The organism is uncultured Enterovirga sp. (genome assembly GCF_964242715.1).
Lineage (GTDB): Bacteria > Pseudomonadota > Alphaproteobacteria > Rhizobiales > Beijerinckiaceae > Enterovirga.
This window is the reverse complement of record NZ_CAXTAZ010000022.1, coordinates 1-13,047: the sequence shown is the minus strand read 5'-3', so window position 1 is coordinate 13,047 and position 13,047 is coordinate 1. Positions and strand designations below refer to the sequence as shown.

The window sequence follows — 13,047 nt, the reverse complement described above, 5'->3', positions numbered from 1 at the left end:
TCTCAATTCCGATCTTTGGCAACGGGCAGGATACCGGCCAGCTGCTCTTCAAGTGCGTTTCGATCTGCCGAGGCCAGCTCTCCGATCTTCCGTGCCACGAGCGTCGAGGACAGCGTCATGATCTTCCAGCGAACGACACAGGGCTGCCGCAGGCCGGTGGGCTCGACGTCGATGAGGGGATGATCGCTCGGCCAGGTGCCGGCCGAGGCGGTCGTGATCATGCAGGCGACGACGAGTCCATGGTCCCTGTTGAAGGTGCCGGCCGACAGGATCGCGACCGGCCTCGGCTTCCCGACAGGGCGATCACTGAACGGGAACAACGCGACGACGACGTCCCACCGCTCAAAGACCATCGAAGGCCGCCGCGTCCTCAGGCGTCTTCCACTCGTGCAGGAACTCGTCGAGATCGGTCAGGTAGGGGTCCTCAGGGCCTTCGTCGAGCGCGAGCGGCACGGTCTCGCCGCGGCGAGCCTGAAGCTGCGCCCATGCGGCGCGGCCCTCGATGTCGTCTCCGTCAGCCCTTAGGCCCGGCGTGGGCCGGCCATCCAGCCCGTCGCGCATCTTGCGAAAGAGAATGCGCCGGCCATCGATCACGAGCCGAACCGGCTGGTCGGAGCTGAGACCGGCAACATGGCGTCTGATGTCGGGATCGTGGATGTGCTTCACCCACAAGGCGTCGTCCCGAATGGTGAGCGCGGCCATACAGGCCTCCCTTCCTCCGTCCAACATACGGGCCGTCCAGGACCGTAACAAGGGGTGGGGGTGGGGTGGTCCTACCGATGCACGCCGATCATCGCCGTCATGCCGCCATCGATCGGCAGCACGGCGCCTGTGATATAGCTCGCCCCCGGCCCCATCAGGAACTGCACCAGGCTCGCGACGTCCTGCGGCGCGGCGAAGCGGCCGGCCGGGATCTGCGTTTCCATCTGGGTGCGGTGGGCCGCGTAGGGGGTCATCATCTCGGTGTCGACGAAGCCCGGCGCGACGTAGTTCACGGTGATGCCGCGTTTCGCGGTCTCGACCGCAAGCGTCCGGCAATAGGAGAGAAGCGCGCCCTTCGAGGCCGCGTAGGCGGCGTTGCCGGGATTGCCCCGGAGCGCCGCGACCGAGCCGATGACGCAGATGCGGCCGCCGCGGGAGCGGATCATGCCGCGCAGCACCGCCTTGGCGAGGCGGGTCAGCGACCAGAAATTCACCTGCATGGCCGCCTCGGCCTTGTCCTGGGCCATGACGGCGGCGAGCACGTCGTAGGGCTGGCCGGCATTGTGGACGAGGCCGTAGAAGCCCTCCTGCTCGATCGCATCGGCGAAGATCTCGAGCGAGCCCTGGTCCGCCAGATCGAGCCGCCGGGCCGAGACGGTCGCCTCCGGATGACTGTCCTTCAGCGCAGCGATGAGGGCCGTCGCCTCGTCGACCGAATTCCGGACCGTGAGATCGACATCGAAGCCGGACGAGGCGAGCGCCGTCACGATCGCCGCGCCCACCCCCCGGCCTCCACCGGTCACGAGGACCTTCTTCCTCATCGGGGTTCGGCCGCGAGGACGAGGCAGGTATTCTGGCCGCCGAAACCGAAGGAATTCGACAGGACGACGGACACCGCGGCATCCCGGGCGACATTCGGCACCACGTCGAGCGGGATGGCGGGATCGGGGATCGCGTAGTTGATGGTCGGCGGAATGCGGCCGTGCTGGATCGTGAGGAGCGAGATCACCGCCTCGACCGCGCCCGCGGCCGTGAGCGTGTGGCCGATCATCGACTTGTTCGACGAGATCGGCACCGTCTTCATCCGCTCCCCGATCACGCTCATCAGGCCGAGCGATTCCATCTTGTCGTTCTCGGGCGTCGCGGTTCCATGCGCATTGACGTAGTCGACGTCCTCGGGCCCGAGCCCTGCATCGGCGAGAGCGTCCCGGATCGCGGCCACGATCGGCGCGCCGTCAGGGCTTGATCGGGTGCGGTGGAAGCCGTCGCCCTTCTCGCCGCAACCGAGCAGGTAGCCGAGAATCTTCGCGCCTCGGGCCCGAGCGGTATCGGCATTCTCGAGCACGAGCGCCCCCGCGCCCTCTCCCATGACAAAGCCGTCGCGGTTCTTGGCGAAGGGTTTTGCGGCGCTCTCGGCCGGCTCGTTCTGGGTCGAGAGCGCGGAGAGGAGCGAGAAGCGGATCAGCGATTCCGGGTTCACCGACCCATCAGTACCGATGCAGAGGGCGGCATCGACCTCGCCGCGCCGGATCGCTTCGGCGCCGAGCTGGATCGCGGTCGCGCCCGACGAACAGGCCGTGGAGAGGGAGATCGGCGAGCCTTGCGTGCCGAACCGGTCTGCGAGCCGATCGGCGACCGTGCCGAACAGGAAGAGTTCGTGGAATTCGCCGAACCGACCCGTCGCTGCGGAGGCGAGAAGGTCGCGATAGGTGATGGTGCCCTCCTCACCCGATGCCTCGGCCAGCGCCCGGCGTTGCGGCCAGTCGAGCTCGACCGGCGGCACGGCGATGAACAGCGCGCCCGGAAAGTCGCCCGGCCTGCCAATTCCGGATTGCGCGACGGCCTCGTCGGCGGCGAGTTCCGCGAAACGCTCGGAGAGAACGGGCGCGCACATCGGTTCCGCTGGCACGAAATCGACAGTTGCGGCGACACGGGTGCGCAAGCCATCGACGGGGAACCGCCGAATCTCGTGGATGCCGGACCGGCCTGCCGTCAGCGCCGCCCAATTGTCGGTCGTGCCGCTACCCAGCGAGGTGACCAGGCCGAGGCCGGTGACGGCCACCAGGGGGCGATCGCGGCCGCCTTGTTGTCGCTCTTGCGCCATGGAGGATCGTTTAGCGCGGGGCGGTGATCCGCACCATGCCCTCGCCGCGCCGGTGGCCGACGCAGCTCGTCACGACCTCGCGGGCCGCGACGCTGGCGACGAGGCCGGTCGCGATCACGGCTCCGGCCGGGGCAGGGGCCTCCATCAGATGGCCGAGCAGGTCACCCAGGTCATGCACCCGGGCGTCGGGCGCGAGCCGTGCGAGGGTGTCGTGCTCTTCCATCGTTGCCGGCGCGACCCCGGTCGCCGCACTGAGCACGATGTCGGGCGAGACCGCGCCCAGCCCGCGCCACAACTGCTCCACGGCTGCGGCGACGCTCCCCGGCGCACGGCGCGTCCGGACGGCCCCGATGGATGCGAGGTCGGCCAAGGGCTTCGCGCCTCGTGCCTGGGCATGCTCTTCGGATTCGAGCACCAGGAATGCCGCGCCGGATCCCAGGATGAACCCGCCTCGCTCGGCTGCCGAACGCTCGCGCACGGGCGCGAAAGGCCGGTTCCAGTAATAGCCGCCAAGCTCGTAGGTGAGCATCACGTCCGGCCGCTCGGCATTGTAGGACGAGCCGACCAGCATAATCTCGACCTGCCCGGCGGCGATGCGGGCCGCGGCGATCCGGAGCGCGTCGATCCCGGCCTGCTCCTCGCCCATGAAGGTGCGGGACGCGCCGGTGATGCCGTGGACGATGGAGATGTTGCCGGCCAGCAGATTGGACAGCTGGGCGAGGAAAAGCGTCGGCCTGAGATCGCTCATCAGGTGTTCGTTGAGATAGGCGCCCGGGGACGCCGAATCCCGCATCCCGGTCAGGATCTGCGAATCGACCTCGTAGTCGCGCTCCCCTCCACCCGCGGCGACGATCAGCTGCGTCCGGGCCTTGAGCGCCGTGTCGTCCTTCAGCCCGGCCGCATCGAGGGCAAGGCCTGCCGCGTAGCAGCCGAGGCGCTGCCACGGCTCCATCTGGCGCTGGTCCGACTTCTTCGGGATCTGCCGGTCCCATTCAAGCGCGACGGCGGGATGGACCGGATAGCCAGAATATTTTTCCGCGCCGACGGGCGCCTTCGCGCCGCTCGCAAGCGCGTCGAGATGCGGACCGATTCCCTCGCCCTGGGCGGAGACGATCCCGGTGCCGGTGACGACGACGCGCCGTCCCATCAGGCCGCCTCGGTCGACAATCCGATCGCTTGGGCGCGGGCGCGCATCAGGTGATCGAGTTCGGCTGGAAACGGCATGATCCGGAAACGGAGCCCGGCATCGGCGATGCGCTTCGTGCCGGCAGTGATCCGGGCCTTGGTCACGGCGTAGCCGGAGCCTTCATGTTCGAGCTCGGCCGAGACCTCGAGCTCAGCGCCGGGCTCGACGAAATCGCGAAAGCGCGCTCGGTCGACCCCCATCAGGAATGGCATCTGGGTGAAGCCCCGCATCGCGAGGAGAAGATAGCCTGACGCTTGCGCCATGGTCTCGGTCAGGAGCACGCCCGGAACGAGCGGCCGGCCAGGAAAATGGCCCTCGAAGACCGGGCTCGCCTGCGGCACGGTGGAGCGCACCACGATCCGGCCCGCGGCTCGGTCGATCTCGACCACCCGGTCGACCATCTCGAAATATTCGAGGCGCATCGCGTCCCGCGATCCGGATAGGAGCCGGCCTCTCCTCAGGCCGCCTTGGCGGCCACCAGGGCGTCGATGCGGGCGACGAGGTTCTTGAGGACGAAATACTCCTCCGCCGGAACCTTCCCCTCGTTCACCTCCTGCGTCCACTTCTCGAGCGGCAGCTTGATCCCGAACGCCTTGTCGACGGCGAAGGCGATGTCCAGGAAGGCGAGGGAATCGATGCCGAGATCGTCGATGGCATGGCTCTCCAGCGTGATGGTGTCGCGGGGAATGTCAGCCGTCTCGGAAATGATGCCCGCGACCGTCTCGAAGGTAGAGGACATGATCCTCGGTTCTCCAGGTTGTTGTTGAGGCGCGGCGGGCGCGAAAACGTCGCGACATCACCCGCTCTGCATAAGGTTGCGCCCCTTACACGAGGGGTCGAAGCGCGGCAACCGCATCGCCCCGCGGGCTCCGGACAGACAGCCTGGCATGCCGATCGCCCGTTCGCTGGCGGCGGGAGAAAGCCGGTCTGGTGGGTGGCGGCTACGCCACACCAGTCCAAGACGTCGAGAAAGATCGATCCACACGCGTCTTCGCCGAACCTTTGCCATGTCATGGTCGTAATGCTCGGGAAACAGATGCTCCGTAAGACAAGAGCTAGAATCTCGTCACGTCAGGTCTTCAGATGTCGCGTCTCGCCACCTTCGCCTCCCATCCCGAGCGCTGGACCTCTCTCGTCCACCGTCCGTCTCCGGTCGTCGCCCGGCGCCCAGCTCCGCGACCTGGCCAGATCACGGCCTATGCCCTCTCGGGCATCGTCTATCTCGGGGTCCTGGTTTCCGTTTTCTGGTTCTGAGCCGAAGCCCGACCGGGGAGCCACGGCCGGACCATCCCGCGCTTGACCGCGGCTGCCCCCGGCGCGCATAGCGGTCGGCGGGACACCCCTCCCCAACGGGGGGCACCCATCTGGAAGGATGGATCACATGGCCATGATGCCTGCCGACAGGCCGCATGCGCGCCCGCGCTCGGCTCATTTCTCGTCCGGTCCCTGCGCGAAGCGCCCAGGCTGGACCCCCGAAGCCCTGAAAGATGCCGCCCTTGGCCGCTCGCACCGCGCGAAGCTCGGCAAGGGGAAGCTGAAACTCGCGATCGACCTCACGCGCGAGGTGCTGCGCGTGCCCGCCGAGTATCGGATCGGCATCGTGCCGGCCTCCGACACGGGCGCGGTCGAAATGGCGCTCTGGTCGATGCTGGGCGCGCGCCCGGTCGACATGCTGGCCTGGGAAAGTTTCGGCGAAGGCTGGGTGACGGATGTCGCGAAGCAGCTGAAGCTGCAGGATGCCCGGGTCGTCAAGGCCGATTACGGCGCTCTGCCCGACCTCTCCTCGGTCGACACGAAGACCCGCGACGTCGTCTTCACCTGGAACGGCACCACCTCCGGCGTCCGGGTGCCGGATGCCGAGTGGATCGCAGCCGATCGCGAAGGCCTCACGATCTGCGACGCGACCTCGGCCGCCTTCTCGCAACGGCTCGACTGGCCGAAGCTCGATTTGGTCACCTATTCGTGGCAGAAGGCGCTCGGCGGCGAGGCCGCGCACGGGATGCTGATCCTGTCGCCGCGTGCCGTGGAGCGGCTCGAAAGCTACGTCCCGGCCTGGCCACTGCCAAAGATCTTCCGCATGACCAAGGGCGGCAAGCTGATCGAAGGCATCTTCGAGGGCGAAACCATCAACACGCCATCCATGCTCTGCGTCGAGGATTACCTGGACGCGTTGCATTGGGCCAAGCGCGAGGGCGGGCTCGATGGCCTGGTCGCTCGCTCCGACCGGAATGCGAAGACAATTCTCGACTGGGTGGCCCGCACGCCTTGGGTCGCGAATCTCGCCCGCGATCCCGCGACCGCCTCGAATACGAGCGTATGCCTCGTCGTCACCGACCCGGAGGTGACGGCCGGCGGCAAGGACGCGGTCGCGGCCTTTGCCAAAGGCGTTGCCGCGACCCTTGAGCGGGAAGGAGTCGCCTTCGACATCGGCTCCTATCGCGACGCGCCGCCGGGGCTCCGAATCTGGTGTGGGGCGACGGTGGAGGCCTCCGACCTCGAGGCTCTCACCCTCTGGCTCGACTGGGCCTACGGCCAGGAAAAGGCGAAGCGCGTCGCCGAGGCCGCGTGAGCCGGCGATGAGCGCGTCGATCGGATCGGCTGCCTTCCAGCCGCAGAACGAGCTCGAGATCGAACTCGTCCGTGCGGCCCACGAGCCGCATCTGCGGACGGCCTTTTTGCGCGGAATGATCGACCAGCAGGTCTATCTGGCTCTCCTCCTCGCAGGGGAGGGGAAGCTCGAGGCCGGACCTGACGGGCAGGCGGTCATCCCGGAGGGAGCCCGGCTCGAGATCGGATCGGCCGATCGCGGTGGCGAGCGGGCGCTGCCCCTTTTCAGCGCCCCGGTTCGGGCGCAGGCCTTCTACCGACAGGACCACGTCATCGCGCCCGACACCGTGCGGGACATCTTCGCCCGGCATGTCGGCGCCCGGTTCGTCCTGAACCCGGGCTCCGACTACGCCCTCGACCTCGATGCGACCGACGCCGCCGCGATGCTGCGCGGCGACTACACGGCGCATTAGCCGGCGCCCGTCGCGCTCTCCGCTCGTCCCGACGCAAGTCGGGACCCAGCCCCGTCCTGGATGCCGGCTTCCGCCGGCACGAGCGGACCCGGGCGCTGCCCTCTCTTCCAGCCCGGTCACTGGCCGGCACAGCTTCCGAGGCCCCCATGTCCCCGCCCCGCGTCCTCATCTCCGACGCCCTCTCTCCCGCCGCCGTGCAGATCTTCCGGGATCGCGGCGTCGCGGTCGATTTCGAACCCGATCTCGGCCGGGACAAGGACCGGCTTGCCGCCGTGATCGGAGGCTATGATGGCCTCGCGATCCGGTCGGCCACCAAGGTCACGGCGAAGATCCTGGGCGCCGCCACGGCCCTGAAGGTCATCGGCCGGGCCGGGATCGGGGTCGACAATGTCGACATCCCGGCCGCGACGGCCCGCGGCGTGATCGTCATGAACACGCCCTTCGGCAACTCGATCACCACGGCCGAGCACGCGATCGCCATGATGTTCGCGCTCGCCCGCGAGATACCGGCGGCCGATGCGTCGACCCAGGCTGGGAAGTGGGAGAAGAACCGTTTCCTCGGGGTCGAGATCACCGGCAAGACGCTCGGCATCATCGGCTGCGGCAATATCGGGGCGATCGTCGCCGACCGGGCGATCGGCCTGAAGATGCGGGTGGTCGCCTTCGACCCCTTTCTCTCGCCGGAACGCGCCCTCGATCTCGGGGTCGAGAAGGTCGAGCTCGACGAGCTTCTCGCGCGCGCCGACATGATCACCCTGCACACGCCGCTGACCGAGAAAACCCGCAACATCTTGTCGGCCGAGAGCCTCGCCCGGACGAAGCCCGGCATCCGGATCGTGAATTGCGCCCGGGGCGGCCTCGTCGACGAGGTCGCGCTGCGGCAGGCCCTCGATTCGGGCCATGTCGCCGGGGCGGCTTTCGACGTCTTCACCACGGAGCCCGCGACCGAGAACCCGCTCTTCGGCCACCCGCACGTCGTCTGCACGCCCCATCTCGGGGCCGCGACGAGCGAGGCGCAGGAGAATGTGGCCCTGCAGGTGGCCGAGCAGATGTCTGACTACCTCTTGAAGGGAGCGATCTCGAACGCGGTGAACTTCCCGTCCATCACGGCGGAGGAGGCGCCGAAGCTGCGGCCCTACATCGCGCTCGCCGAAAAGCTCGGCTCTTTCGCCGGGCAGCTCACCGAGACCGGGCTCGAGACGGTACGGATCACCTATCAGGGTGACGTCGCGGCCATGAAGACGAAGGCGCTGACAAGCTCGGCCATCGCCGGATTGCTGCGGCCGATGCTGGCCGACATCAACGTCGTGTCGGCGCCGTCGGTCGCGAAGGAGCGCGGCATCGTCGTGGAAGAGATGATCCGGGAGGCGGACGGCGACTACGATTCGCTCGTGACCGTCGGGGTCACGACGGAGCGCGGCGACCGCTCGGTCTCCGGCACGGTCTTCGCCGACGGCAAGCCCCGCATCGTCGACATCAAGGGGCTGAAGGTCGATGCCGAATTCGCGCCCTCGATGATCTACGTGTCGAACGACGACAAGCCGGGCTTCATCGGCCGCTTCGCGACGACGCTCGGCGATGCCGGCGTGAATATCGCGACTTTCGCGCTCGGACGCGACAATCCCGGGGGATCCGCGATCGCGCTCGTCCAGGTCGACGGCACGCTTCCGGCCGACGTGCTGGCCAGCATCCAGGGCATTCCGGGGGTCCGGCAGGCGAAGCGGCTCGCCTTCTGATCAGGCCGGCCGGCGCTGCTCGGCGAGCCAGAGGCCGCCGAGCACGAACAGGAGCGCCGCCGCGTGATAGGGCGCGAAGGTTTCGCCCAGGACTACGATGGCCAGGATCGGCCCGAGGATCGGGACCAGGTTCATGAACAGCCCCGCCCGGCTGGGACCGATCAGCTCCACGCCCCGCATGTAGAGGAGTTGGCACAGGAGCGACGGCACGAGGGCGATGTAGAGGATGAGGAGCCAGCCCCCGACCGTCGGCCAGATGATGGTGCCGAATGTCATCTCGGCCGCGAGAAGCGGGAGCGACGAGAGAAAGGCCGCGACCGCCATGGCGGCAAAGAAGACGAGCGGCGACACCGCCGGCCGTCCCCGAAGCCCGACCGTGTATCCGGCATAGAGGACCGAGGCCAAGGCGATGCCGATATCGCCGACGTTGAAGGCGAGGTGGCGCAGGATCTCGAGGTCGCCGTGGCTCGCCGCGACGGTGACCCCGACGAGGGTCACGAGCAGGCCGATGGCCTGCATCATCCCGACCGGCGTCCGGTAGGCCGCAAAGCCGATCGCCATCACGATCGCCGGGGTGACGCCCTGGAGGACGCCCATATTGACGGCGGTCGTGTGATGCGCGGACCAGTAGAAGATGGCGTTGAAGATCGTGAAGCCGAGCGTCCCCATCGCCAGGATGTAGCGCCAATGGGGCAGGAGGCGGCGCCACTCGGTGCGAAGCGGCCCACGGACCACCACGGCGAGGACCAGCACGACCACGAGCCAACGCAGGCTCACGATCGCCATCGGAGACACCCGCCCGATGGCCAGGCGACTGGCTATCGTGTTGCCGGCCCAGCCGAGCGCGGCTCCGCCGAGCAGCAGGTAAGGCTGACCGCCAAGCCAGTCCGTGACCCTCCCTGTCATCTTCATGGGCGACGCCTTAGGCGGGCTGCGGCGCTGCCTCAATGCCGGGCAGCGTGCTTGACCGCATCCGTCCGATCGGGGAAGACGATGGGCAATGCGTCGACGTCCCCGTCCCCGGCCTTGCGCCGGGTTTTTTGCGTGGGGATGGACGCGGATGAGGTGAGTCGTGGCGAATGTCGTCGTAGTCGGCGCCCAATGGGGCGACGAGGGCAAGGGAAAGATCGTCGACTGGCTGTCTGAACAGGCGGATGTCGTCGTGCGATTCCAGGGCGGCCACAATGCCGGGCACACGCTCGTCATCGACGGGACCACCTACAAGCTCTCGCTCCTGCCGTCGGGCGTAGTGCGGCCGGGCAAGCTCGCCGTCATCGGCAACGGCGTCGTCGTCGACCCCTGGCATCTCGTCTCCGAGATCGAAGCGATCCGGGCGCAAGGCGTCGAGATCTCTCCCAAGACGCTTCGCATCGCCGATAACGCGACCCTGATCCTGCCGCTCCACCGCGAGCTCGACCATTTCCGCGAGACGTCGAATTCCGGTCTGAAGATCGGCACCACGAAGCGCGGCATCGGGCCGGCCTACGAGGACAAGGTCGGCCGGCGCGCCATCCGGGTCGTCGATCTCGCCGATTCGGCCGTGCTCGAGAGCAAGGTCGAGCGGCTGCTTGCCCATCACAACGCGCTCCGGCGGGGGCTCGGCATCGACGAGATCGATCCGGCCGCGCTCCTGTCCGAACTTCAGGCGATCGCCCCGCAGGTACTGCCCTACGCGGAGCGGGTCTGGGCCTTGCTCGACGCCGAGCGGCGCGCGGGGCGCCGCATCCTGTTCGAGGGAGCGCAGGGCGCGCTCCTCGACGTCGACCACGGCACCTATCCCTTCGTGACCTCCTCGAACATCGTCGCCGCCCAGGCCGCGACCGGGTCCGGCATCGGCCCGAAGGCGCTCGGCACCGTGCTCGGCATCGCCAAGGCCTACACGACCCGGGTCGGCGGCGGCCCGTTTCCGACCGAACTCACGGACGAGGTTGGGGAATTGCTCGGCTCGCGCGGGCGCGAATTCGGGGTCGTGACCGGCCGCAAGCGCCGCTGCGGCTGGTTCGACGCGGTCCTCGTCAGGCAGATGGTCAAGACCTGCGGCATCGACGGCATCGCCCTGACCAAGCTCGACGTGCTGGACGGCTTCGAGCGGCTCAAGGTCTGCACCGCCTACCGGCTCGACGGAGCCGTGATCGACCACATGCCGGCCTGCCAGGGCGCCCAGGCGCGCGTCGAGCCGATCTACGAGGAGGTCGAGGGCTGGGGCGACACGACGGCCGGCGCCAGGTCTTGGGCGCAGCTCCCGGCGGAGGCGGTCAAATATGTCCGCCGCATCGAAGAGCTGATCGGCGCACCGGTGACGTTGCTGTCGACCTCGCCGGAACGTCACGATACCATCCTGGTGCAAAATCCGTTCGAGAACTGACCGGACCGAACAGGCCGAGCGACCCGAGACATGGCGGATTACTACCCTCTCCTCGCTCGAGCCCTGGACGGCATGGCCGAGCCGGGACCGGAGGCGCGGGAGACCGTCTACGAGCGGGCCCGGACAGCTCTGCGGTCGCAACTCGGCTCCATCGTTCCCCCGCTCGGCGAGGCCGAGATCGCACGCGAACTCGCCTCGCTTGAGGAGGCGATCGCCCGGGTCGAGCCGACCTATGGCGCTGCCCGGTCCGAACACGGCACGCCATCGGAGATCGCGAGCCCTGCGAGGGCTGACCCGCCTGAACCCCGGGGCGAGAGGCCGCCCCACATACGCCGGGGCGGACGCCGAAGCCGGTCGGTCCTGACCGCGGTCGGGCTCGTCGTCGTGATCGCGCCGATCGCGGTGGCGGCCTGGCTCTGGCGGGACCAGCCGACGGCGCCCCCGCCCGTCATGCAGCCGGTCACCGCTCCGCCTCCGACGCCGACCGGCGATCCGAAACGTCCCGAGCGGATGGGCGGCGGCCCCGTGCCCGCGATCGACCCGGTCACGACGCCCGCACGCCCTCCGGCGGCACCTCCGGTGGCTCCGCCCTCGAGCGACCCCACCGCGCCGGCCGCCCCGCCCACCGCCGGAGGCCCGAGCGCGCCGCCGGCAACCGCGCCCTCCTCGCAGCCGGAGGTCGCCGTGGCGCAGCGGGCAGCCCTGTTCGAAGAGAATCAAGCTGATCCGCAGCAGCCCAAGGTCACGGCCGGGCGGACGCTGTGGCGGCTCGATGTCTTGAATGCCGGACAGGGACAGCCTCTCGAGACGGTGGTCCGCGCCGTGGTCGACCTGCCCGAGGCCAACCTGTCGCTTCAGCTCGTGATGCGCCGGAACCGGGATGCCGCCCTGCCGGCCTCGCACACGATGGAACTGAACTTCTCGACCGCGAAGTCAGGGGAGGGCGCACGCGTTGTGCGGGACGTCGAGCCCCCGCGGCTGCGGGGCGACGATGCCGGAGCCGGCATCCGCCTGTCGGCGCTGTCGGTACCCGTGAAGGAAAACGTCTTCCTCATCGGCCTGTCCGACCTTCGCCCGGACATCGACCGCAACACCGATCTGCTGCTCCGTCGCAACTGGCTCGAACTGCCGCTGCGGTTCAATTCCGGCCTTCGGGCGACGCTGATCTTCGAGAAGGGCGTCTCCGGCGAACGGGTGATCGCCGACGCGTTCAAGCAATGGGTACAGCCGTGAGGCAAACCGCCCGGTAACCCGGCTTGCGGCAGGCTCGGCGCGCCGTTCAGGCCAGTGCCGGCTCCGGCGCTTCGCGGGTCGCGAGGTTCCGGCGTACGGCGTCCTGGATCTTCTCGAAGGCCCGGACTTCGATCTGGCGCACGCGTTCGCGCGAGACGCCGAATTCCCCGGACAGGTCTTCGAGCGTGATCGGATCGTCGGCGAGCCTTCGCGCTTCGAAGATACGGCGCTCGCGCGGATTCAGAACGCCGAGCGCGTCGCGAAGCGCGGCGAGCCGGTTGCGGCCCTCCTGCTCGGTCGCCAGCACCGTCTCCTGGCTCGCCGAATCGTCGACCAGCCAATCCTGCCACTCGCCCTCGCCCTCCTCGCGGAGGGGCGCGTTCAGCGACACGTCGCCGCCGAGGCGCCGGTTCATGTCGACGACGTCCTGCTCGGTCACGCCGAGCCGCGTCGCGATCGTGGCCACCTGGTCGGGCTTCAGGTCGCCCTCATCCAGCGCCGAGATCTGGCCCTTGGCCTTCCTCAAGTTGAAGAAAAGCTTCTTCTGGTTCGCGGTGGTTCCCATCTTCACGAGCGACCACGACCGAAGGATATACTCTTGTATGGCGGCCTTGATCCACCACATGGCATAGGTCGCCAGCCGGAAGCCCTTGTCGGGATCGAAGCGCTTCACGGCCTGCATCAGGCCGACATTGCCTTCG

The 13,047-nt window shown here is 68.5% G+C and carries 15 protein-coding genes; 6 read left to right on the top strand and 9 right to left on the bottom strand.

The features are described from left to right. Positions 1-2: 2 nt before the first annotated feature. The 7 genes from ACFE87_RS12540 to ACFE87_RS12510 all read right to left on the bottom strand — a co-directional run bounded on the left by ACFE87_RS12540 (position 3) and on the right by ACFE87_RS12510 (position 4,731). On the bottom strand, positions 3-353 hold the full coding sequence (locus tag ACFE87_RS12540) for a type II toxin-antitoxin system PemK/MazF family toxin (RefSeq protein ID WP_375459972.1): 351 nt from the start codon (positions 351-353) through the stop codon (positions 3-5). Beyond that, a complete protein-coding gene (locus ACFE87_RS12535) occupies positions 343-702 on the bottom strand; it encodes a hypothetical protein (protein ID WP_375459971.1) in 360 nt (119 codons plus the stop codon). Before ACFE87_RS12535 ends, ACFE87_RS12540 begins: the two co-directional genes overlap by 11 nt. Before the next feature lie 71 nt (positions 703-773). Beyond that, positions 774-1,523 (bottom strand): SDR family NAD(P)-dependent oxidoreductase, encoded by a 750-nt coding sequence (locus ACFE87_RS12530; RefSeq protein WP_375459970.1) that lies wholly within the window; start codon positions 1,521-1,523, stop codon positions 774-776. Beyond that, positions 1,520-2,806, bottom strand: coding sequence for a beta-ketoacyl-ACP synthase (locus tag ACFE87_RS12525; protein WP_375459969.1), 1,287 nt, complete (start codon positions 2,804-2,806; stop codon positions 1,520-1,522). Before ACFE87_RS12525 ends, ACFE87_RS12530 begins: the two co-directional genes overlap by 4 nt. A gap of 10 nt (positions 2,807-2,816) precedes the next feature. After that, positions 2,817-3,953: a beta-ketoacyl-ACP synthase gene (locus ACFE87_RS12520; protein ID WP_375459968.1), complete on the bottom strand. Its 1,137-nt coding sequence runs from the start codon at positions 3,951-3,953 to the stop codon at positions 2,817-2,819. Then, positions 3,953-4,414, bottom strand: a complete 462-nt coding sequence (locus tag ACFE87_RS12515) for a 3-hydroxyacyl-ACP dehydratase FabZ family protein (protein ID WP_375459967.1) — start codon at positions 4,412-4,414, stop codon at positions 3,953-3,955. Before ACFE87_RS12515 ends, ACFE87_RS12520 begins: the two co-directional genes overlap by 1 nt. 35 nt (positions 4,415-4,449) lie before the next feature. Next, positions 4,450-4,731, bottom strand: coding sequence for an acyl carrier protein (locus ACFE87_RS12510; protein ID WP_375459966.1), 282 nt, complete (start codon positions 4,729-4,731; stop codon positions 4,450-4,452). Positions 4,732-5,075: 344 nt separating this feature from the next. Between ACFE87_RS12510 and ACFE87_RS12505 the strand changes: the two genes are divergently transcribed. The 4 genes from ACFE87_RS12505 (at position 5,076) to serA (ending at position 8,748) form a co-directional block, all read left to right on the top strand. Next, positions 5,076-5,246 carry a hypothetical protein gene (locus ACFE87_RS12505; RefSeq protein ID WP_375459965.1) on the top strand — a complete coding sequence of 57 codons (171 nt, stop codon included), beginning with the start codon at positions 5,076-5,078 and terminating at the stop codon, positions 5,244-5,246. A gap of 136 nt (positions 5,247-5,382) precedes the next feature. Further along, a complete protein-coding gene (locus ACFE87_RS12500; protein WP_375460037.1) occupies positions 5,383-6,561 on the top strand; it encodes a phosphoserine transaminase in 1,179 nt (392 codons plus the stop codon). Positions 6,562-6,568: 7 nt separating this feature from the next. Then, on the top strand, positions 6,569-7,012 hold the full coding sequence (locus ACFE87_RS12495; RefSeq protein WP_375459964.1) for an SseB family protein: 444 nt from the start codon (positions 6,569-6,571) through the stop codon (positions 7,010-7,012). 146 nt (positions 7,013-7,158) lie between these two features. Next, entirely contained in the window at positions 7,159-8,748 is a 1,590-nt protein-coding gene (gene serA / locus ACFE87_RS12490; protein ID WP_375459963.1) for a phosphoglycerate dehydrogenase, read from the top strand. Here serA and ACFE87_RS12485 read toward each other — a convergent pair whose 3' ends face one another. Next, the gene (locus ACFE87_RS12485) at positions 8,749-9,660 is read right to left on the bottom strand and encodes a DMT family transporter (RefSeq protein ID WP_375459962.1); all 912 of its coding nucleotides are present in this window, start codon (positions 9,658-9,660) and stop codon (positions 8,749-8,751) included. It abuts the gene before it with no gap. Between the two features lie 160 nt (positions 9,661-9,820). On the opposite strand from ACFE87_RS12485, the gene ACFE87_RS12480 reads away from it, so the two are divergent. Then, the gene (locus ACFE87_RS12480) at positions 9,821-11,113 is read left to right on the top strand and encodes an adenylosuccinate synthase (protein WP_375459961.1); all 1,293 of its coding nucleotides are present in this window, start codon (positions 9,821-9,823) and stop codon (positions 11,111-11,113) included. Positions 11,114-11,143: 30 nt separating this feature from the next. After that, positions 11,144-12,346, top strand: a complete 1,203-nt coding sequence (locus ACFE87_RS12475; RefSeq protein ID WP_375459960.1) for a histidine kinase — start codon at positions 11,144-11,146, stop codon at positions 12,344-12,346. Positions 12,347-12,392: 46 nt separating this feature from the next. On the opposite strand, the gene ACFE87_RS12470 is transcribed toward ACFE87_RS12475, so the two are convergent. Continuing rightward, on the bottom strand, positions 12,393-13,047 hold a 655-nt coding region (locus ACFE87_RS12470), incomplete at its 5' end, for an RNA polymerase factor sigma-32 (protein WP_375459959.1).